The sequence below is a fragment of the Streptomyces sp. NPDC057543 genome (assembly GCF_042801895.1).
In the GTDB taxonomy this organism is placed as follows: Bacteria; Actinomycetota; Actinomycetes; order Streptomycetales; family Streptomycetaceae; genus Streptomyces.
This window is the reverse complement of record NZ_JBHVFF010000048.1, coordinates 17,913-36,937: the sequence shown is the minus strand read 5'-3', so window position 1 is coordinate 36,937 and position 19,025 is coordinate 17,913. Positions and strand designations below refer to the sequence as shown.

Genomic DNA, 19,025 nt, shown 5'->3' with positions numbered 1-19,025 from the left:
GACGGCGAACCGTCCGGGCCCTGCTCGTGCCTGCTGCCTGCCGTCAGTTACCGGTGACGGTGACCTTCTCGTCGTTGTTGAGCTGTTCCACCAACTGCTTGACCTTGGCCTTGTCCCAGACCAGATTGCCGCCGGTGGAGCCGGAGATCGGCATGTTCATCGACACACCGTCACCGCCCGTGACGCCCTTCATGGCGAAGAACATCTGCGCCAGGGACCAGAGCGACATGTCCTTGTCCACGATCAGGGTGTCCAGGCCGGCGCCCATCGTCGGGTACAGCTTGAACGGGTTGAGGATCGTGGACGGCGTCGCCGTCTGGCTCGCCAGCGCCGCGAGGAACTTCTGCTGGTTCTTCGTACGGGCCAGGTCCGATTCGGCGAACGCGTACCGGGTGCGGACGAAGGCCAGCGACTGCTCGCCGTTCAGCGTCTGCTTGCCCGCCTTGAAGTCGGCGCCGGAATTCTTGTCCTTGAACCCCTTGGGGATGTCCAGCTCCACCCCGCCGATCGCGTCCACGATCTTGGCGAAGCCGCCGAAGCCGATCTCGACGTAGTGGTCGATGTGCAGTCCGGTGTTGAACTCGACGGTACGGACGAGGAGTTCGGGGCCGTCCATGGCGTACGCGGCGTTCAGCTTGGTGAAGCGGCCGCGGCCCGGGTAGAGCTTGCCGGAGTCGGAGCCCTTGAAGGAGGGGATCTCGACGTTCGAGTCACGGGGCAGGGAGACGAGCGTCGGCCCGTTCGACCCGTCGTGGAGGATCATCATCGAGTCGGTCCGCTTGCCCGCGGCGGAGCCGGTGTGGAGCTTCTTCTTGTCCGCGGCCGTCATGCCCTCGCGGCTGTCGGAACCGACGATCAGGTAGTTGGTGCCGTCGCCGGCCTTCGGCCGCTCGATGACCTTGGAGAGGTCCACCTCGCGCTTGAGCTTGGAGTCGGCCCAGAAGTACGTGCCTATGGAGACCGCGAGCACCACGACGACCAGGGACAGCGTGCCTATCTTTATGCGGCGGCCCCAGTTGGGCGCGGGGCGCCCCTGGATGTAACCGCCGTCGCCCCGGCCGCCGCCGTGACCGTTGCCCCCGCCGCCACCGCCGCCGTAGACCTGGCCCGTGTTGTAACTGCTGTCGTACCCGGCTCTGTCGTCGTAGCCGCCGGAATACTGCGGCGGCTCCGGTTGGCGCTGCCGGGGCGGTGCGGGGCGCTGCTGCGGCGGCGCGGGACGCCGTTGGACGTGCCGCATCACGCGGGCGCCCTCGGGCCGGTCGCTGTCGCTGCCTTGCCCGTAGCGGTTGCCGCTGCGGTTGTCGTCGGTCCAGCCCTCGGGCCAATCGTTCATACGATCCAGTGTGCAGGCCGGGCGCACCGCTCTTACAGGGTGTACGGGAAATCGCATCAGGGCTGTTGCGAAGCTGATGCATTGCAGCGGGACGGAAGCCCCCGCATAAGGTGGACGGTATGACAGATCAGGCCCCGCACCCGGAGGGCGATATTCCGGGCAAGTCGACCGCCGCTTCCCGGACCACCCTCAGCCACATCATGACCGGCAGCGACACCAATCTGCTGGGTACGGTGCACGGCGGCGTGATCATGAAGCTGGTCGACGACGCGGCGGGCGCCGTGGCCGGCCGGCACTCCGGCGGACCCGCGGTGACGGCCTCGATGGACGAGATGGTCTTCCTGGAGCCGGTTCGCGTCGGTGACCTCGTTCACGTCCGCGCCCAGGTGAACTGGACCGGCCGGTCCTCGATGGAGGTCGGCGTCCGCGTCATGGCCGAGCGGTGGAACGAATCCACCCCTGCCCAGCAGGTCGGCAGCGCGTACCTGGTGTTCGCCGCGGTCGACGCGGACGGCAAGCCGCGCCGCGTACCGCCGGTGATACCGGAGACCGAGCGGGACAAGCGGCGCTACCAGGAGGCGCAGATCCGGCGCACCCACCGCCTCGCCCGACGCCGCGCGATCAAGGAACTGCGCGAGAAGCGCGTGGCCGACGGCATAGACGACTAAGGGCTGTCCCGTCATCCCTGGCGGGCGCACGACGACAGCTACGGCACCTCGCCGCGTTGTCGGAACGCCCGAATACAGCCAGTATGCGAGCGCCCCTCCGCCTTGCGATGCACCGCATCTGACGCCGCGCGCTGATCCACCAGGGACTACGGGACAGCCCTTAGGAGGGCGCTGAAGATCTTGGCCGGGCCGGATCATGCCGGGACACGCGAGCCTGGCGTGATCCGAACGAGAGCCAGGACGCCCGGACACACTGCCGGGCCGAATCGAGCCGGATCAGCCCGCGATCACGGGCAGGCCACCTGGTCGCCCGTGACCGCGCCGAATTCTCCCCGGCGCGTCTCCTTGCCCCGCACCCGCCGTACCTTCTCGAAGTCCGCGCCCGCCGTCACCTTCATCAGGGGGCCCTGCCCCCGCACCGCCCGCAGCTCGGCCCCGGGCAACGCGCCCGCCAGGGACTTCGCGGACTGGTCCCAGCGGGGGTCGTACGTGATCAGCGTGTGCGCGAGATTGCGCGGCTCCCCGTTCAGCGGGGCGCGCGTGGTGGCGAAACCGGTGGCGTGCAGCCCCTCGTCGACCGCCTTGCCGAGACCGTCCTTCGGGGTCCCGTTGTAGACCTGGACCCGGATCTGCTGTGGGGCGACATCGACCTGTACGGCCTGCGGTCCGCTGGGCCGCTCCGGGGAGAGCGGCCGGTCGTCGCGCAGCGCCCGGAAGAGCTTCTTCGACTTCGCCTCGTCCCACTTGACCGTGGAGCCGACTCCCTTGACCGGGTACGCGACGTTCCCCAGCGGCACGGAGGTGAACTCGGACGAGGCGGGGGAGAAGCCACGCATCGCCTGGCCGAGCTCCAGCATCTGCTCCGTACCGAACCCTGTGTCGGCCCGGACCGAGCTCAGCATCGTCGAGGCGACGTCCCGGAACTTCACCGGGTTCAGCAACACACCACTGCTGGTGGCCTGCTTGATCAGTGAGGCGAGGAACTTCTGCTGGCGCTGCATCCGGCCCAGGTCGGCGGCCCCGTCGACGTGCCGGGAGCGTACGTACTGGAGCGCCTGCCCGCCGTTCAGCTCATGGGTGCCCGCGGTGAGGTCGAGACCGGTGTACGAGTCCTTCAGCGGCCGGGCCGTGCAGATCTGCACCCCGCCCAGGGTGTCGACCGTCTTCATGAAGCTGGTGAAGTCGACCTCCAGGTAGTGGTCGATCTTGATGCCCGTCAGTTGCTCGACGGTCCGCACGGTCAGACCGGGCCCGCCCTCGGAGTAGGCGGCGTTCAGCTTCAGCGCGTGGGCGGCGTGCGTCGCGCCGGTGTTGCGGTCCTTGTGCTCGGGGACCTCGGCGTAGCTGTCGCGGGGCAGCGAGACGATGCTCGCGCGCTCCTTGTCCGCCGACAGATGCACCAGCATGAGGGTGTCGGTGCAGTTGCACGGCGTACCGCCCAGCCGGTACCTCGCCTTCTCCTCCGGGGTGATCCGGTCGCGGCTGTCGGTGCCCACCAGCAGCAGATTCATGCCGTGACCGGCCGGGGGCCGGTTCTTCATGTCCTTGAACGGGTCGATCCGGTCGATCCCGGTCTCCAGACTGGTCACCACCGCGTGGCCGATCCCGCCGGCCCCGAGTACCAGCACGGAGATACCGGTCACCACCCGCATGCCCCAGCGGGTCCGCTCGCCCTGCCTTCTGGACTTGCGCTGCGGCGGAACTGCGCGGGAGCGCGGCGAACGGGGGGAGGGCTGAGGCCTGGGCACGGGGGGAACCTCCGTGGTGCAAGGGGGACCGTTCGCACAGTAGGTCCATATGATCTGCACTCCGGGACGCGACCCGGTGGCGCGCGCCCGTGTCCCCCATTCGCGGTAACGTGGCGGCCGAATATCGACGCCTGGTGGGGTGTGAACCCCTGGCGCCCCCGAGGACCACCCGAGGACCACCATGTCTGCCGCGCAGCACCCCGCCGTCTCCGTGATCATGCCGGTGCTCAATGAGGAACGCCATCTCAGGAACTCCGTCCGGCACATCCTGGAGCAGGAGTACGCAGGTGAGATGGAGGTGGTGATCGCGCTGGGCCCGTCAACGGACCGTACGGACGAGATCGCCGCGGAGCTGGTGCGGGAGGACCCCCGGGTGCACACCGTCCCGAACCCGACCGGCCGCACCCCCGCCGCCCTCAACGCCGCGATCAAGGCTTCCCGCCACCCCATAGTCGTGCGCGTCGACGGTCACGGCATGCTCTCGCCGAACTACATCGCGACAGCCGTCCGTCTCCTGGAGGAGACGGGTGCGCAGAACGTCGGGGGCATCATGCACGCCGAGGGCGAGAACGCCTGGGAGGACGCCGTGGCCGCGGCCATGACGTCGAAGATCGGCGTCGGCAACGCGGCTTTCCACACCGGAGGCCAGGCGGGTCCGGCGGAGACCGTGTATCTCGGTGTCTTCCGCCGCGAGGCCCTGGAGAAGGCGGACGGCTACAACGTGGAGTTCATCCGCGCCCAGGACTGGGAGCTGAACTTCCGCATCCGCGAGGCGGGCGGTCTGATCTGGTTCTCGCCCGAGCTGAAGGTGCAGTACCGGCCGCGGCCCTCGGTCAGGGCGCTCGCCAAGCAGTACAAGGACTACGGCCGCTGGCGGCACGTCGTCGCCCGCTACCACTCCGGCTCGATCAACCTGCGCTACCTGGCACCGCCGACCGCCGTCTGCGCGATCGCGGCGGGCATCGTGGCGGGTGCGGCCGTCACCCCGTGGGCGTTCGTCGTTCCCGCCGGATACGTCGCGGCGATCGTCGCCGGGTCCCTCCCGGCGGGCAAGGGCCTGTCACTGAAGGCGCGGGCCCAGATCCCGGTGGCCCTCGCGACGATGCACATGTCATGGGGGTACGGCTTCCTGACCAGCCCGCGCTCGCTGGCGAAGAAGGTCATCGCCAGCCGACGCCCGGCCGTCACCGTATAGCCGCCGACACGGTGTGGGGGCCTTCCGACGCGTCGGAAGGCCCCCACTGTGTGTTGTCGGTCCGGCGCTACCAGCCGAAGCCCGGCTGGATGTCCATGCAGGCCCCCTCGTCGTCACCGTTCAGGGCGCGGGCGCTCTCCGGGGTCTTCTCCGCGGCGCTTGGCGCGGAATAGTCCCCGTCCTCGCGCCAGTCGGCCCCCACGGTCAGCGTGATGCCGGAGACCGCGGTCGACTTCTTCACCGCCGTCAGCGGAATACCGAGTGCCTTGGCCACGGCCTGGGCATTGCCCTCCATGTCCACGCTGGGGAACAGCACCCCGGTCCGTGCCGCCGCGTCGGTGTTCTGCTTGTCGACTGCGGCCTGGGTGAAGCCCTTCCCGGCCAGCAGGCCCTGGACCGCTGTGGCGCGGCCCTTGACCGGGTACTCGGTGTCGGTGCGGGTTCCGTTGCGGACGCTGACCGGGATCTCGGCGACCGGCGACGTCGGCTCCTTGGCGACCGGGGTCTTGCGCTTGGACGTCTTGCCGTCGAGCGGGACGTCGTCGCGGACCATCTGGAACAGCTGATCGGCGTCGACGGGCTTCGGGAGGACCCGCTCCTTGTACACGCCCGTCCCGTAGACGTTCGGCATCGTCGTCATCGTGATGCGCTTGGTGGGCACCTTCTTGAGCTCGCCCGCGAGGTCGTACAGCTTCTTGACACTGCCGAGGCCCTTGTCGCCCTTGTCGACCGTCAGCGCATCGGTTGCCGCCTCGGCGAGGTCCATCAGCTTGCCCGGGTCGGTGAGCTTGGTGCCCTTGCGCAGCTCGCGGACCATCGAGTTCATGTACATGTGCTGGGCGTGGGTGCGGCCGAGGTCGGTGCCGTCCTCGAAGCCGTAGCGGGTCCGCAGCCACTGGAGTGCCTGCTTGCCCTTGATCTTCGTGGTGCCCTTCTCCAGCTTCAGCCCGGAGCCCTTGCCCTCCCTCGTGCGGGAGTAGACGTTGCCCTTGACGCAGACCGGGACGCCGCCGATCGCGTCGGCCATCGAGACCACACCGGCGAAGTCGATCATCATGAAGTGGTCGATGGTGATGCCGGTGAGCTCGTACCAGGTGGCCACGGTGCACCCGGGACCGCCGCGGCCGAGCGTCTCGTTGGTCATCGCCAGGCCGGTGGTCGCGGGGTAGACGTGTTTCGTCTTCGGATCGGTGCACTTCGGGATCTTCAGCAGCGTGTCGCGCGGCATGCTGATCACCGACATGTTGCTGCGGTCGGCGGAGAGGTGGAGCAGCATCTGTACGTCGGCCAGGGGCGGCCCCCCGAAGGTGTCCTTGGCCCCGCCGAGCTTCTGGTTCTCCTTGGAGTCCCGCGCGTCCGAGCCGATGAGCAGGATGTTCATCGGGGTCTGACCGGCGGCGTTGGCCTTGTGGTCGGCCATCTTCTTGTCGCCGAGCGTCAGGTCCTCCTTCTTGAGGTTCCCGTTGAGGTGCTCGATATAGAGGTATCCGGCGACGGCGCCGCCGATTATGACGAGCGAGAGGACCGAGGCGACCCAGCGCAGCACGCGGCGCTTGCCCTTCTTGCCGTGCCGCTTCGCCCCGCCCTTGCGATGGCCACTGTCCGCCGGGGCGGGCCGGCGGCCGTCCGCGCCGGAGTCCGGGCCCTTCTCCGGGGCATCCTCGTAGAGCCCGTCGTCCCAGCCGAGTTGGCCGGCGTGCCGGACGCGTGGTCGCGTCCCCTCCCCAGGTGTACTGCTCCGTCCCACCAGGACCCCCCTGCTGCTAAGACTCGTGGTTTGGCGTGGTGACCCGGTGTCACTTGGCGCACTCTGCCTTGTCGGCGTTTGCCTGCTGAATGCCGTCCGGCACCTTTGCCGGCCCCGTGATGGGGATGCCCGCTCCCTTGAAGTCGGAGCCCAGGGTCAGCACCATCGCCTGGAGCCCCTCGGCGTCCGTGGTGCCCTGCTTCAGGGCCGAGCCGGGCAGGCCCATCATGGCGGCCAGCGCACGGGCCTGGTCCGCCTGGTTCGGTGCGTACTCCAGCGTCGTCTTGTCGATCTTCGCCGGGGCGTTGGCCTTGTTCGTCGACTTGAGCACGCCCTGGTTGTTCTGCAGCCAGGTGACTGTCGCCTGCGCGGCACCGGGGATCTTGCCGCCGTTGTACACATCGACACGTACGTCGGCCGCGGCGGCCTTGGTGCCCTTGAGGAGCGCGTCCTGCTTGCTCTTCGCGGCCTTCTTCTGCGCCTTCACCTCGGTGAGCGAGGTGTCCTCGCGCATCATGGCGAACAGCGGGTCGGCCTTGGCCGTGTCCAGTATGACGGTGGCACGGACCTTCTCGGCCGGGTTGTCCAGCACCGGCACCGTCGTAAAGGTGATGTTCTTGGTGTTGACCTTGCCGAGTTCCTGGGCCAGCGAGGCCAGCTTCTTCGGTGTACCGATGCCGGTGTCCACGGTGAGCGCACTGGTCGCCGCGTCCGCCAGCTTGAACAGCTTGGTCGGGCTGGTCAGGGTGTCGTCCGACTGCATCTGCCGGATCATCGAGGCGATGAACTGCTGCTGGACCTTGATCCGGTCCAGATCGCTCTCGTTGCCGAAGCTGTGCCGGGTCCGTACGAACGCCAGGGCGTCCTCGCCCTGGATCTTGTGCTCACCCGCCGGCAGGTCCAGGTGCGAGTCCTTGTCCTTGACCGGCTTGGCCAGACAGATCTTGACGCCGCCGACCGCGGTGGACAGCTCCTTCACCGCGTTGAAGTCGAACATCATGAAGTGGTCGGGCCGCAGACCGGTGATCTCCTCGACCGTCCGCATGGTGCAGCCCGGGTCGCGGCCGTCCTGGCCGAGGCTGGTGTTGAAGCGGACGTTCCGCGTCCCCGGAATGACCTTCTCCGAGCCGTCCGGCTGCTTGGTGGTGCAGTCCGGGATGTTGGTGATCATGTCGCGGGGGATGCTGAGCGCCGTCGCGTTGGTGCGGTCCTTGGAGACGTGGAAGAGGATGTTGGTGTCGGCGTGGCCCACACTTCCCTTGTCGCCGTATCCCTCGTTGCCCTTACCGGTGCGCTTGTCGGTCCCGATGATCAATATGTTGACCGGGGCGTCGGCGGTGATGACGTTCTTGTTGCCGGCGTTGCCGACGTCGACGGTGTTCAGGTTGCCGTTGAAGTGCTGGTAGAGCGCGTATCCGCCCACCGACAGGCCGACGAGTACGAAGGCCATCGTGCCGCCCGTCCACAGCAGCGCCTTCTTGCGGCGCGCCTTGGGGGCCTTGCGGCTGCGGCGGCCCGCCGTATCACCGCGGCCGGAACTCTCCTGACCGCGCGGGCCATTGGCCGAACGGCGCCCGCGCTGCCCCGGCACCTCGCGGCGCGGACCGGAGTCCTGCCCGTCACGCCGGGACTGTCCCCGGCGCTCGCCACTGCCGTCACGGGACGTGTTTCCGCGCCCGCCATTGCTTTCATGGTCCGGCTCTCTGCGACGCGGGATGCGCGGACCCGACGCCTGGGAAGCGCCGGCCGAATCCCCTCCGGAATTATTCAGTCGCAGTTCGTAATCGCCTGTGTGCGGATTAAGAACCCACTGGTCTGCGGGGTCGATATCGTTCGACCGCCCACGGCTTTGCGCATCCACGGTTGCTTGAGTCCTCCGTCGGTGCCACGCGAGGCGCCTCCCCCGATCAGGCGCTCGATCTTTCGCTCCAGAAGTGCACGGCCTGGCGGCCGGCAGCACCGGATCGCGTCACACTATCGGCCCAGTTCGGCGTCGAGCGACGAGCGTGACAAATTCCACGGTCCTTACAACTGGTCATTCTGCTCATTACACGCCGATCACCGGCTTCTGCTTGGGAATTGCTTTACTGCTTACACAGGTCGGCCGCCGCGTTGTTGCCCGAATAGGTCGGTGTGGGACTTGGGCCCGCGGCGCCCGATGTGTCGGCCGGGGCATTGTCTTTCCCGTTGTTCTTCTCGTTGTCATCCGCACCGCCCTTGTCGTTCTTGAGCCGGTCCGCGGGGACGACGGCGACCGGGGCGTCCTCACGCAGCCGCTTGAAGAGCCGGTCCGCGTCGGGCTGGACGAGTTCGTCCCGGTTCGGGTCGGCGGCGTACGGCTGCCGGGGCACGGTCAGGAATTGCACCTTGTCGGTCGGTACTTCGCGCAGGCCGCGCACCAGCTCGTACAGGTCCTTGAGGGTGTCCAGACCCGGGTCCGTGGTCAGCGCCTTGGTGGCCGCGTCCAGCACCGGGTAGAGACGGGTCGGGTTGAGCAGTACGCCGTTGCTCTGCACCTTGTTGACCAGCGCGCCCAGGAACTGCTGCTGGCGGTCCATCCGTTCGGTGTCGCTGCCGTTGCCGATGGACTTGCGGGCCCGTACGTACCCCAGCGCCTGCTCGCCGTCGAGCTTCTGGCGTCCGGCGGGGAGTTTCAGATGGGCGTCGGGGTCGTCGACCGGCTTCTTGAGGCAGACCTCGACACCGTCCACGGCGTCGACCATGTCCTTGAAGCCGTTGAAGTCGACGACCATCTGGTGGTCGATCCGGACGCCGGTCAGCTTCTCGACCGTACGGACCGTGCAGGCGGTGCCACCGAACTCGAAGGCCCAGTTGAACTGGGCGAATTGCTTCTTCGTGGCCTTGCCGCCCGCCGTGTGACAGACCGGGATCTGCACCATCAGATCGCGCGGCAGGGACATCGCGGTGACGCTCTTCCGGTCCGCGGCGAGGTGCAGCAGGATCGTGGTGTCGGAGCGCTGGCTGCCGCCGTCGTCACGCCCGTACTCGCGGTTGTCACCGGCCCGGCTGTCGGAGCCGATGAGCAGGATGTTCTCCGCGTCGTGCACCACGGTGGCGGGCCGCTCCCGCTCGTACGCCTTGAGTTCGGCCGCCGCGGACGTGTCCGTCCTGATGTTGCCGTCGAGCTTCCGGTACAGCCACCAGCCGCCGCCCGCCGCGACCAGGACGACGAGGGAGACGCCGAGCGCGGTCCAGCGAAGCCAGTGGTGCCTGTGTCCGGCGAGGGGCTCCGGACCGGCGCCGGAGCCGTCCCCGGCCTGCGACGCGCCCTGGCCCGCAGCCGAGTCGTCGGAGTCGTCCGGCGGTCCGCCGCTTTCGCTCACGTCTGCGTCCATCCTTCACGTTCGGCGGCGCGCTGGGCCGCCGGTCGCAGGAGTAGACGGCTGAACCTCACGCTTGGTTGTGTTCCGAGTGGTCTGTACCGCGATGATGTACCGGAGTTGACGCGCAGCCCCGAGGACTCGGCCCGCTGTGGGCCGGACGAGTGATCCTCGGGGCGCGTGTCATACCGCGCTGTTGGTGACCCGTTCACTCTCCACGCGCTTGGCGAGACCGTCCTCGTCCAGCTGTCCCAGGTGCCGGCACAGGACCACGGAAGCCCCGGCGGCCAGCGGTGCGAACAGCCCCGCGCTCAGGCCTTCCCAGGTGTCGTACGTACGTCCCGTCAGCAGCCGCGACCCGGCGGTCAGGCCGAGGGCGGCCGCATCCTCGCGGGCCCGTGCCACCAGTTGCGCCGCGGTCAGCTCGCCGCCGCCCACCACGAGCGCGGGGGCGTCCGGGTCCACCGGGGCGAACGGGGCGAACCGGTCGCCCTGGCTCGGCACCTCGACCGCGTAGTCCGCGAAACCCTCGGGCGTCTGCGGGAACCTGCCGCCCAGCGGGCGCAGCGCCAGGGCGACCCGCTCGCCGCGGCAGGCGCGCGCGGCCTCCAGCGTGTCCGGACCGCTGACGACGAGGTCGGCGCCGGCCGGGTCGCCCTGCACATCGGCGATCACGCCGACCGAGGAACAGGCGAGCAGCCACACCGCGGACTGCCAGTGCGCGGGCAGCAGAAGGGCGAGCCGGTCACCGGGCTCCGCCGCGAGGTCGCCCTGGAGGAGGTTGGCGGTCTTGGCCACCCAATTGGCGAAGGTGGCCACCGACAGTTCGACGCGTTCTCCGGTGGCGTCGTCGTAGAAAGTGACCAAGGGGCGGGCCGGGTCCGTGGCGAGCGCGGAACGCAGCAGGTCGGCGGGGGTGCGGTCGGTGGCGTTCATCCGCGCAAGGGTACGCGGCGGCGCCGGGCCGGGTGGGGCGGACCGGCGTGGGGTACACCGGTTGGACAGACGGGCCGTCAATTGCACGGAGATACCCGGGTAGCCGGAGGTATCGATATATGACCAGGATCGTTCGTATGCGTGCCTTCATTGCATCTTCGATCGGTGTCACCTGCGCGGCGGTTCTCGTACTGCCGACGGCCGTGCCCGCGGGCGCCGCCGCCGACACCTCCACCGCCCCTGCCGAGTCCGCCGAGCCCTCCGACGTGCCGGGCTCGACACAGTCCCTGCCGATGTCGCCCCTGCCGGAAGAGTCCGACCGGACCACCGACGAACCCACCCGGACCGCCGAGGTCGCCGAACAAGGGCTGCTCGAACGCGAGGTCCGCCCGTTCTCCCTGGTCGGTGTCGTCTGGAACGACGTCGACACCGAACTCCACGGCACCGTCCAGGTCCGTACCCGCGCCATCGGCACCACCCGCTGGTCGGACTGGCAGGACCTGGAGACGCACAACGCCGAGCACGCCGCCGACCCCGGGACCGCGGAGCGCGAGTCCGGCACCGTCCGCGGCTCCACGGCCCCGCTCTGGGTCGGTGAATCGGACGGTGTCGCGGTTCGCGTACACCCGGAGGCCTCCGACCCGCAGGACCGGACCTCCCCCGCCGTACCGCTGCCCACCGGCCTGCGCCTCGAACTCGTCGACCCCGGAAAGGACCCGCGGCAACTCCCCGCAGCGGGCGCCGAGGCAGACACCGCAGACGCCTGGGGCACCGCCGACATCTCCGACGCCGACGGACGCACCGCACCGCTCGAACCGAGCGTGCTCCCCGCCCTGAGCAAGCAGGAGACCGAGACCCTCAGCGAGGCGGAGGCCGGACTCGCGCCCGGCGCCCAGCCGTACATCGGGCCCCGCCCGCGCATCATCACCCGCAAGGGCTGGGGCGCCGACGAGAAGCTCCGGGAGCGCGCCTTCGTGTACACCAAGAGCGTCAAAGCCGCGTTCATCCACCACAGCGCCACGGGCAACAACTACACGTGCTCCCAGGCGCCCGCGGTCCTGCGCGGCATCTACCGCTACCACGTCAAGAGCAGCGGCTGGCGCGACATCGGCTACAACTTCGCCGTCGACAAGTGCGGAAACATCTACGAAGGGCGGGCGGGAGGCGTGACGAAGCCCGTTCTCGGAGCACACACGCTCGGCTTCAACACCAACAGCATGGGCATCGCCGTGCTCGGCACCTTCACCAGCTCGAACCCGCCCGCCGCCGCGGTGAACGCCGTCGCGAAGCTCACCGCCTGGAAGCTCGGCCTGTTCGGAGCCGACCCGCGGGGCAAGGTCACGCTCGTCTCCGGCGGCGGGAACAAGTTCAAGAAGGGGACGAAGGCCAAACTCAACGTCATCTCCGGCCACCGGGACGGCTTCGCAACCGAATGCCCCGGAGCGCGTCTCTACAAGAAGCTCGGCTCGGCCCGGACCACCTCGGCCCAGCTGCAGGGCCGCTGACCGGGGACGACCGCACCGGTCTGCATACACTGACCAGCCGAAACCAGGCCAGGCCCCACCAGGAAGCAGAGTCAGCGCTGTGACAGAGGCAAGAGAAGCGATCCTCCTGGTCGGCGGCAAGGGAACCAGGCTGCGCCCGCTCACGGTGCACACACCGAAGCCCATGGTTCCGGCAGCGGGCGTCCCGTTCCTCACCCACCAGCTGGCGCGTGCCCGGGCCGCCGGGGTCGAGCACATCGTGCTCGCGACGTCGTACCTGGCGGAGGTCTTCGAACCGTACTTCGGGGACGGTTCGTCGCTCGGTCTCCACATCGAGTACGTCACCGAACGCGAACCGCTCGGTACCGGCGGCGCGATACGCAACGTCGCGTCCCGGCTCACCGCGGGCCCCGACGAACCGGTGCTCGTCTTCAACGGCGACATCCTCACCGGCCTCGACATCCGGGCGCTGGCCACCTCGCACACCACCTCCGGAGCGGACGTCTCCCTCCACCTCACCCGGGTCGAGGACCCGCGCGCCTTCGGTCTCGTACCGACGGACGGCACCGGCAGGGTCATCGCGTTCCTGGAGAAGCCCGAGACGCCGGAGGAGATCGTCACCGACCAGATCAACGCGGGGGCGTACATCTTCCGCCGGTCGGTCATCGACACCATCCCGGCCGGCCGCCCGGTCTCCGTCGAGCGCGAGACCTTCCCCGGACTCCTCACTTCCGGCGCACACCTCCAGGGCATGGTCGACTCCACGTACTGGCTGGACCTCGGTACCCCGCAGGCCTTCGTACGCGGCTCGGCCGACCTCGTCCTGGGCCACGCCCCGTCCCCGGCGGTCCCCGGCCGGTGCGGCGACCGGCTCGTCCTGCCGACGGCCTCGGTGGCCGCCGACGCCAAACTCAGCGGCGGTACGGTCATCGGCGAGGGCGCCCTGATCGGCGAGGGCGCGCGGGTCGACGGCTCCGCGGTCCTGGCCGGCGCGGTCGTCGAACCGGGAGCCGTGATCACGGACTCGCTGGTCGGAGCCGGTGCCCGGATCGGCAGGCGTACGGTGATCGAGGGGGCGGTCATCGGGGACGGGGCGCAGGTCGGCGCCGACAACGAACTGCGCGCCGGCATCCGTGTCTGGTGCGGGGCGATCCTGCCGGACGCGTCGGTGCGCTTCTCGTCCGACGAGTAGGACGAACAACCGGGCACCCGCCACTGCGCTTACGACCTCACCCGCGATGGAGAGCGGGCTCCCGGCGCCCTGCGACTCCGCCTCCGGCGTTGTCGTCGGTCAACGACGCTCCGCGTCGCTTCCCTCCTCCGCCTTGGATTCGAAGCCGCACGACACCGCTCGCTGATCCACTCTCCATCGCGGGAGAGGCCGTCGCGGGAGAGGCCGTTACCCTCGACAGGCACCCCCGACGACCGAGGACCTCACCGTGGCAGGACGATTCGCACCCCGCAGTGCCCCTCGCGCGGCCGTCCCGCACCAGGCGGCGGCTCCGGCGACGGACGCGCTGACCCGCGACTGGACCCCGCCCGGCCCGCTCGACCTGCGCCTGGTCCTCGGCCCGTTGCGCCGGGGCCCCGCCGACCCCACCTTCCGGATGACCCGGGACGGCACGGTCTGGCGGGCCGGCCGCACGCCCGCGGGCCCCGGCACCCTCCGGCTCACGGCCCGGGGCGGCCGGATCGAGGCGGCGGCCTGGGGACCGGGCGCGCCCTGGCTGCTGGACCAGCTGCCGACACTGCTCGGCGCGACGGACGACCCGGACGCCTTCCGCCCGCGCCACCGGCTGCTCGCCCTGACCCGGCACAGCCGCCCCGGCCTGCGCCTGCTGCGCACCGGCCTGGTCATGGAGTCCCTGATCCCGTCGATCCTCGAACAGAAGGTCACCACGGACGAGGCCTACCGTGCCTGGCGCTACCTGGTCCGCACCCACGGCACCCCGGCACCCGGCCCCGCGCACGAGGCCGCGTTCACCGCCCTCGGCCTGCACGTCATGCCGGACCCCCGCACCTGGTCCCTGATTCCGTCCTGGGAATGGCATCGCGCGGGTGTCGACGCCAAGCGCTCCGCCACGATCCTGCGCGCGGTACGGGTGGCCCGCCGGCTGGAGGAGGCGGCCGCCATGGAGCTCCCGGAGGCCATGGCCCGGCTGGAACTGATCCCCGGCATCGGCCCCTGGACCTCGGCCGAGACCCTCCAGCGCTCGAACGGCGCGGCGGACGCGGTCACGGTCGGCGATCTCCATCTCCCCGGCATCGTCGGCCACGCCCTGGCGGGCAACAGAAATGCCGACGACGAGGAAATGCTGGCCCTCCTCACCCCCTACGAGGGCCAACGCCACCGGGCGACCCGCCTCATCCTGCTCTCGGGCCACACCCCACCCCGCCGAGCCCCACGCATGACCAGAGGCGACATCGCCCGGCTGTGACGGGAAGGCGCCCCCGCCCCCCAGAGGCTGCCAGGTGACCTCCGATCGGGCGGTCACGTCCTGGCACGCATGCCTCAGACCGCGTCCGCTTTCCGATCGGAGGTCACCTGAGCGCCTCTCACCGCACCGCGACGAACTCCTCCGCACTCCGCGCCGCCCGCGCCGCGGGCGCCACCGCCGGACGCCCCACCGCAACCGCCCCCAACGGGTCCCACGACTCCGGCAGTTCCAGCACCTCCCGCACCACATCGCGGCAGAACATCGTCGACGACACCCACGCCGAGCCGAGCCGCTCGCCCGCCAGCGCCACCAGGAAGTTCTGGATGCCGGCCCCCGCGGCGACCACGAACATCTCGCGCTCCGCCGTGTCCCGCCGCTCGTCCCCGTACGTGTGGGAGCCGTCCATCACCAGGCACGGCACCACCAGGTACGGCGCGCGGCGCAGTACATCGCCCCGCCGTACCCGCTTCGCGATCGATTCCTCGCCGCGGCCGTCCCGGCGCAGATCCGCGATCCACGCATCCCGCATCGCGTCGAGCAGCCGGGTCCGCGCCCCCTCGGACTCCAGGAGTACGAAGCGCCACGGCGTCGTGTGATGCGGCGCCGGTGCCGTCACCGCCGCGGCCACGGCCCGCCGCACCGCTTCCGGGTCCACCGGGTCGTCGGTGAACTCGCGCACCGTACGCCGCAGGGTCACCGCCTCCCGTACCGCCTCGGACGTACCGAGCCGGAACATGTCATCGGCAGCGACCCGCACCATCGCCCGGGCCCCGCCCGCGGCATCCGTCGGGTCCACGACATGGCCGAGCCCCCGGACCACCGCGACCGGCAGCCCCGAAGCCTTGCCCTTGACCAGATCACCGGCCGAGGCCAGCTCATCGGCGGTGGCGACCACGGTCGCGCTCAGCGGATTGCCGTACGCGTCCGTACCGCCCCGCAGATCGTCCAGCACCAGGACGCCGGCCGCCCCGATCGCGACATCGGTCAGCCCGTTGCGCCACGGCCGCCCGAAGGTGTCCGTGACGACGACCCCGACCTCGACGCCGAGGGTGTCCCGCAGCCCGTCCCGGATGGCGCGCGCCGAGGCGTCCGGATCCTCGGGCAGCAACAGCACCGTTCCGGCAGGTGTGTTCGAGGCGTCGACCCCGGCCGCGGCCATGACGAGGCCCTGCCGGTTCTCCACGATCCGCAGCGGGCCGCGCCGCGCCACCACCCTTACCGTCTCGGCGTCGATCGCCGCTTCCCGGTCGGTGGCCTCGACGATCCGGCCCTCCGCCTTGGAGACGATCTTCGATGTGACCAGCAGGACGTCACCGTCGACCAGCCCCGGTCCGGTGGCGGCGATCAGCTTCGCCAGATCGTCCCCGGCCCGCACCTCGGGCATCCCGGGCAGCGCCCAGACCCGGTACGAGGGCGCCTCACCGGAGGCCTCGGTGCTCACGCCCGTACCTCCTCGGCCAGCACCAACGCCTGCCGCGCCATCTCCGCCGTCGCGTCGGCATCGGTCATCATCAGCGGCACGGAACGGCACCGGATGCCCGCGGCCTCCACCTCGTCGACCGCCCCGGCGTCCACCGTGTCGACGAGCCACCCGTCGAGCAGCCCGGAGCCGTAGTGCCGGGCCACGGCCGACGCCGTCGACTCGACGCCCACCGCGGCGAGTACCTTGTCCGCCATCCCGCGCACGGGCGCGTCCCCGACGATGGGGGAGAGGCCGACGACCGGCACCCCGGCCTCGGCGATCGCCTCCCGGATCCCGGGCACGGCGAGGATCGTCCCCACCGAGACGACGGGGTTGGACGGCGGGAAGAGGATGACATCGGCCTCGGCGATGGCCTCCAGCACGCCCGGCGCCGGCTCGGCCTGCTCGGCCCCGACCGGCACGACCGCCTGCGCCTCGACCGAGGCACGCAGCTTCACCCAGTACTCCTGGAAGTGGATCGCTCTGCGCTCGCCGTCCATGTCGACCGCGACATGCGTCTCGACCCGGTCGTCGGACATCGGCAGCAGCCGGACGCCCGGCTTCCAACGCGCGCAGAGCGCCTCCGTGACGGCGCTCAGCGGATAGCCCGCGCCCAGCATCTGCGTGCGGACGATGTGCGTCGCGAAGTCGCGGTCGCCGAGACCGAACCACTCGGGCCCCACGCCGTACGCCGCGAGCTCCTCCTTGACGTGGAAACTCTCGTCCGTACGCCCCCAGCCCTGCTCCTCGTTGATGCCACCGCCGAGGGTGTACATCACGGTGTCGAGGTCGGGGCAGACCTTCAGCCCGAACAGATGGATGTCGTCACCGGTATTGCCAATCACGGTGATGTCCGCGTCGGGCGCGGCCTGCTTGAGGCCACGCAGGAAACGAGCACCACCGATACCGCCGGCCAGAACCACAATGCGCATGCACAGCAGTTTGTCAGGCGGGTACGACATCCACGGTCGCCGGGGCGCATTGCGCCGCGCGCATCGGCATCTCGGTCAGACCCGGGTAGTAGATGTGCAGACTGACGGCCGGTTCGATGGAGTCGTTGACCACTTCGTGCACGTAGCCGGGTGCGAAGACGCGCTGTGCGCCGGGGGCCAGTGTCCGCGTGCCGCGTTCGGTGTGCTCGGTCAACCGGCCGTCCAGGACGGTCAGTACGCCGGAGGACGGGCCGTGGTCGTGGCGTCCGCTGCCCTGGCCGGGCACCCAGCTGAGCAGCCACACCTCGTAGCCGAGTGGGGTCTGCCCTGCTCGAGCGGAGCCGAGAGCCTGAGGAACGGTGCGCAGCCGGTGGTACCAGCGGGTCGTGGTGTCGTACCGGACGAGCGGCGCCCACTGTGCGCGGTCGGCGGCGATGGCGCGGGCGAGCCCGACGAACTCGGCCACGGTGGAAGGGTGCTCGCGGGCCGGCTGGAGGAGGTGCTGGACCTCGAGGATGTCGCCGGCGATCTGAAGGTCGCTGTCGCTGTTCATGGAAGCGGTGGTTCCTCGGCATGGGGGTGCATGTGCGGGGTGTCACGGAGACCTGAGAGCCACGGAAACGCGGAGAGAAGACCCTACGGAGTCGCTCAGCGAGGAAGCTCTGCGCAAGAGGTGCTGGAAGCCGGGCCGGACCGGATCGGAGCCCTACGGCGTCAACAGCTACGACAGCTGGAACAGCAACAGCGGGCCTGGACAGCAGTACGGAACCCACGGACGTGGGTGGCGTACATCGCTGCGGTCGCTGGCATGCAGTCAAGGAGACCGGCTCGACCCGCCACTGTCAACCCAATGCCCGATTTGGGGGTAATGTTTCACCTCATCCGGTTACCGGTGGCGAGGAAAGGTTTGCGTGGTCTCTACGGCGGAGATGTGGCGCATCAACCGTGTCCGCAAACGTCGTTGGGGTCTTGTGACCCGACTGTGATCTTGGTCGCTTCGGTGATCGAATCGAAACATGGCGCCGGTCCCGGTCGTCTCACTGAGTGAGAGAAGGGGCCGAGGTGAGGCCGGTGGCATATGTCAGGTTTTTGGTGATTTGAACACTTTCCGCATACGCTTGGTTCCGCAGGGTGAATACCGGGGCCAATAGCAGATCTTCGCTTGACTGGCCCGGAGCTACACACTTGTAATTTCACTCGTGTCGTTCGGCCGCAATCAGTAACGGCTGCATCACGGGGACGCAAGAGACAGACGAGGGGCGCACATGACCGAGCTGTTCCAGCAACTGCTGGTCGAGGACGCGGACGAGGAACTCGGCTGGCAGGAGCGCGCACTGTGCGCGCAGACCGATCCCGAGTCCTTCTTCCCTGAGAAGGGCGGATCCACCCGCGAGGCCAAGAAGGTCTGTCTCGCCTGTGAAGTCCGGTCCGAATGCCTTGAGTACGCGCTTTCCAATGATGAACGGTTCGGGATCTGGGGCGGCCTCTCGGAACGTGAACGGCGCCGCTTGAAGAAGGCCGCTGTCTGACGCGAACCGCCGCGCAACGGACCGCCGCGGCAGCCGGCGCCGCCGAGCGCCGCGACAACAGAACACCGCGCACCGGATCACGACGCCCCGAGCACCGGCCGCGCATCGAACCGAGACCGACCATGGCCCGTCGCCTGCATCCTGCCCGCAGGCGACGGGCCATCGCCATGTCCGCCGTCGCCCGCCCCTCCCCGTCGCAGCCCTCGTTC

Annotated in this window: 15 protein-coding genes; 6 read left to right on the top strand and 9 right to left on the bottom strand. The window is 69.7% G+C overall.

Annotated features, from left to right (window positions below):
- Positions 1-43: 43 nt before the first annotated feature.
- Positions 44-1,336, bottom strand: a complete 1,293-nt coding sequence (locus ACFU8Q_RS11405; protein WP_384451168.1) for an LCP family protein — start codon at positions 1,334-1,336, stop codon at positions 44-46.
- Positions 1,337-1,455: 119 nt separating this feature from the next.
- Between ACFU8Q_RS11405 and ACFU8Q_RS11400 the strand changes: the two genes are divergently transcribed.
- On the top strand, positions 1,456-2,004 hold the full coding sequence (locus ACFU8Q_RS11400; RefSeq protein ID WP_384451166.1) for an acyl-CoA thioesterase: 549 nt from the start codon (positions 1,456-1,458) through the stop codon (positions 2,002-2,004).
- 287 nt (positions 2,005-2,291) lie between these two features.
- On the opposite strand, the gene ACFU8Q_RS11395 is transcribed toward ACFU8Q_RS11400, so the two are convergent.
- Complete coding sequence (locus ACFU8Q_RS11395; RefSeq protein ID WP_384451173.1) at positions 2,292-3,656, bottom strand: LCP family protein; 1,365 nt, start codon at positions 3,654-3,656, stop codon at positions 2,292-2,294.
- A 277-nt stretch (positions 3,657-3,933) separates the two neighbouring features.
- Here ACFU8Q_RS11395 and ACFU8Q_RS11390 point away from each other — a divergent pair, with 277 nt between their 5' ends.
- Positions 3,934-4,947: a glycosyltransferase family 2 protein gene (locus ACFU8Q_RS11390; RefSeq protein ID WP_384451163.1), complete on the top strand. Its 1,014-nt coding sequence runs from the start codon at positions 3,934-3,936 to the stop codon at positions 4,945-4,947.
- Between the two features lie 67 nt (positions 4,948-5,014).
- Here ACFU8Q_RS11390 and ACFU8Q_RS11385 read toward each other — a convergent pair whose 3' ends face one another.
- The 4 genes from ACFU8Q_RS11385 to ACFU8Q_RS11370 form a co-directional block, all read right to left on the bottom strand.
- On the bottom strand, positions 5,015-6,694 hold the full coding sequence (locus tag ACFU8Q_RS11385) for an LCP family protein (protein ID WP_384451161.1): 1,680 nt from the start codon (positions 6,692-6,694) through the stop codon (positions 5,015-5,017).
- A 49-nt stretch (positions 6,695-6,743) separates the two neighbouring features.
- Positions 6,744-8,555: an LCP family protein gene (locus ACFU8Q_RS11380; RefSeq protein WP_384451158.1), complete on the bottom strand. Its 1,812-nt coding sequence runs from the start codon at positions 8,553-8,555 to the stop codon at positions 6,744-6,746.
- 223 nt (positions 8,556-8,778) lie between these two features.
- Positions 8,779-10,050 (bottom strand): LCP family protein, encoded by a 1,272-nt coding sequence (locus ACFU8Q_RS11375; RefSeq protein WP_384451155.1) that lies wholly within the window; start codon positions 10,048-10,050, stop codon positions 8,779-8,781.
- A 168-nt stretch (positions 10,051-10,218) separates the two neighbouring features.
- Positions 10,219-10,971, bottom strand: coding sequence for a TIGR03089 family protein (locus ACFU8Q_RS11370; protein WP_384451152.1), 753 nt, complete (start codon positions 10,969-10,971; stop codon positions 10,219-10,221).
- Between the two features lie 137 nt (positions 10,972-11,108).
- Between ACFU8Q_RS11370 and ACFU8Q_RS11365 the strand changes: the two genes are divergently transcribed.
- The 3 genes from ACFU8Q_RS11365 (at position 11,109) to ACFU8Q_RS11355 (ending at position 14,893) form a co-directional block, all read left to right on the top strand.
- Positions 11,109-12,476 (top strand): peptidoglycan recognition protein, encoded by a 1,368-nt coding sequence (locus ACFU8Q_RS11365; RefSeq protein ID WP_384451149.1) that lies wholly within the window; start codon positions 11,109-11,111, stop codon positions 12,474-12,476.
- Positions 12,477-12,555: 79 nt separating this feature from the next.
- Positions 12,556-13,647, top strand: a complete 1,092-nt coding sequence (locus ACFU8Q_RS11360) for a sugar phosphate nucleotidyltransferase (protein ID WP_384451147.1) — start codon at positions 12,556-12,558, stop codon at positions 13,645-13,647.
- Positions 13,648-13,894: 247 nt separating this feature from the next.
- On the top strand, positions 13,895-14,893 hold the full coding sequence (locus ACFU8Q_RS11355) for a DNA-3-methyladenine glycosylase family protein (RefSeq protein WP_384451145.1): 999 nt from the start codon (positions 13,895-13,897) through the stop codon (positions 14,891-14,893).
- Positions 14,894-15,011: 118 nt separating this feature from the next.
- Here ACFU8Q_RS11355 and ACFU8Q_RS11350 read toward each other — a convergent pair whose 3' ends face one another.
- The 3 genes from ACFU8Q_RS11350 to ACFU8Q_RS11340 are packed head-to-tail and all read right to left on the bottom strand — an operon-like array spanning position 15,012 to position 17,840.
- Positions 15,012-16,334, bottom strand: coding sequence for a coenzyme F420-0:L-glutamate ligase (locus ACFU8Q_RS11350; RefSeq protein WP_384451142.1), 1,323 nt, complete (start codon positions 16,332-16,334; stop codon positions 15,012-15,014).
- A complete protein-coding gene (gene cofD, locus ACFU8Q_RS11345; protein ID WP_384451139.1) occupies positions 16,331-17,287 on the bottom strand; it encodes a 2-phospho-L-lactate transferase in 957 nt (318 codons plus the stop codon). The genes ACFU8Q_RS11350 and cofD overlap by 4 nt, the downstream gene beginning before the upstream one ends.
- A 13-nt stretch (positions 17,288-17,300) precedes the next feature.
- Complete coding sequence (locus ACFU8Q_RS11340) at positions 17,301-17,840, bottom strand: cysteine dioxygenase (RefSeq protein WP_384451137.1); 540 nt, start codon at positions 17,838-17,840, stop codon at positions 17,301-17,303.
- Between the two features lie 712 nt (positions 17,841-18,552).
- Between ACFU8Q_RS11340 and ACFU8Q_RS11335 the strand changes: the two genes are divergently transcribed.
- Positions 18,553-18,816 (top strand): WhiB family transcriptional regulator, encoded by a 264-nt coding sequence (locus tag ACFU8Q_RS11335; RefSeq protein ID WP_030927001.1) that lies wholly within the window; start codon positions 18,553-18,555, stop codon positions 18,814-18,816.
- Positions 18,817-19,025 lie beyond the last annotated feature (209 nt).

Bases quoted from the DNA above. Each gene is read 5' to 3' on its own strand.
- ACFU8Q_RS11405 (WP_384451168.1), bottom strand. From the start codon at position 1,336: ATGAACGATTGGCCCGAGGGCTGGACCGACGACAACCGCAGCGGCAAC.
- ACFU8Q_RS11400 (WP_384451166.1), top strand. From the start codon at position 1,456: ATGACAGATCAGGCCCCGCACCCGGAGGGCGATATTCCGGGCAAGTCG.
- ACFU8Q_RS11395 (WP_384451173.1), bottom strand. From the start codon at position 3,656: ATGCGGGTGGTGACCGGTATCTCCGTGCTGGTACTCGGGGCCGGCGGG.
- ACFU8Q_RS11390 (WP_384451163.1), top strand. From the start codon at position 3,934: ATGTCTGCCGCGCAGCACCCCGCCGTCTCCGTGATCATGCCGGTGCTC.
- ACFU8Q_RS11375 (WP_384451155.1), bottom strand. From the start codon at position 10,050: ATGGACGCAGACGTGAGCGAAAGCGGCGGACCGCCGGACGACTCCGAC.
- ACFU8Q_RS11370 (WP_384451152.1), bottom strand. From the start codon at position 10,971: ATGAACGCCACCGACCGCACCCCCGCCGACCTGCTGCGTTCCGCGCTC.
- ACFU8Q_RS11365 (WP_384451149.1), top strand. From the start codon at position 11,109: ATGCGTGCCTTCATTGCATCTTCGATCGGTGTCACCTGCGCGGCGGTT.
- cofD (WP_384451139.1), bottom strand. From the start codon at position 17,287: ATGCGCATTGTGGTTCTGGCCGGCGGTATCGGTGGTGCTCGTTTCCTG.
- ACFU8Q_RS11340 (WP_384451137.1), bottom strand. From the start codon at position 17,840: ATGAACAGCGACAGCGACCTTCAGATCGCCGGCGACATCCTCGAGGTC.
- ACFU8Q_RS11335 (WP_030927001.1), top strand. From the start codon at position 18,553: ATGACCGAGCTGTTCCAGCAACTGCTGGTCGAGGACGCGGACGAGGAA.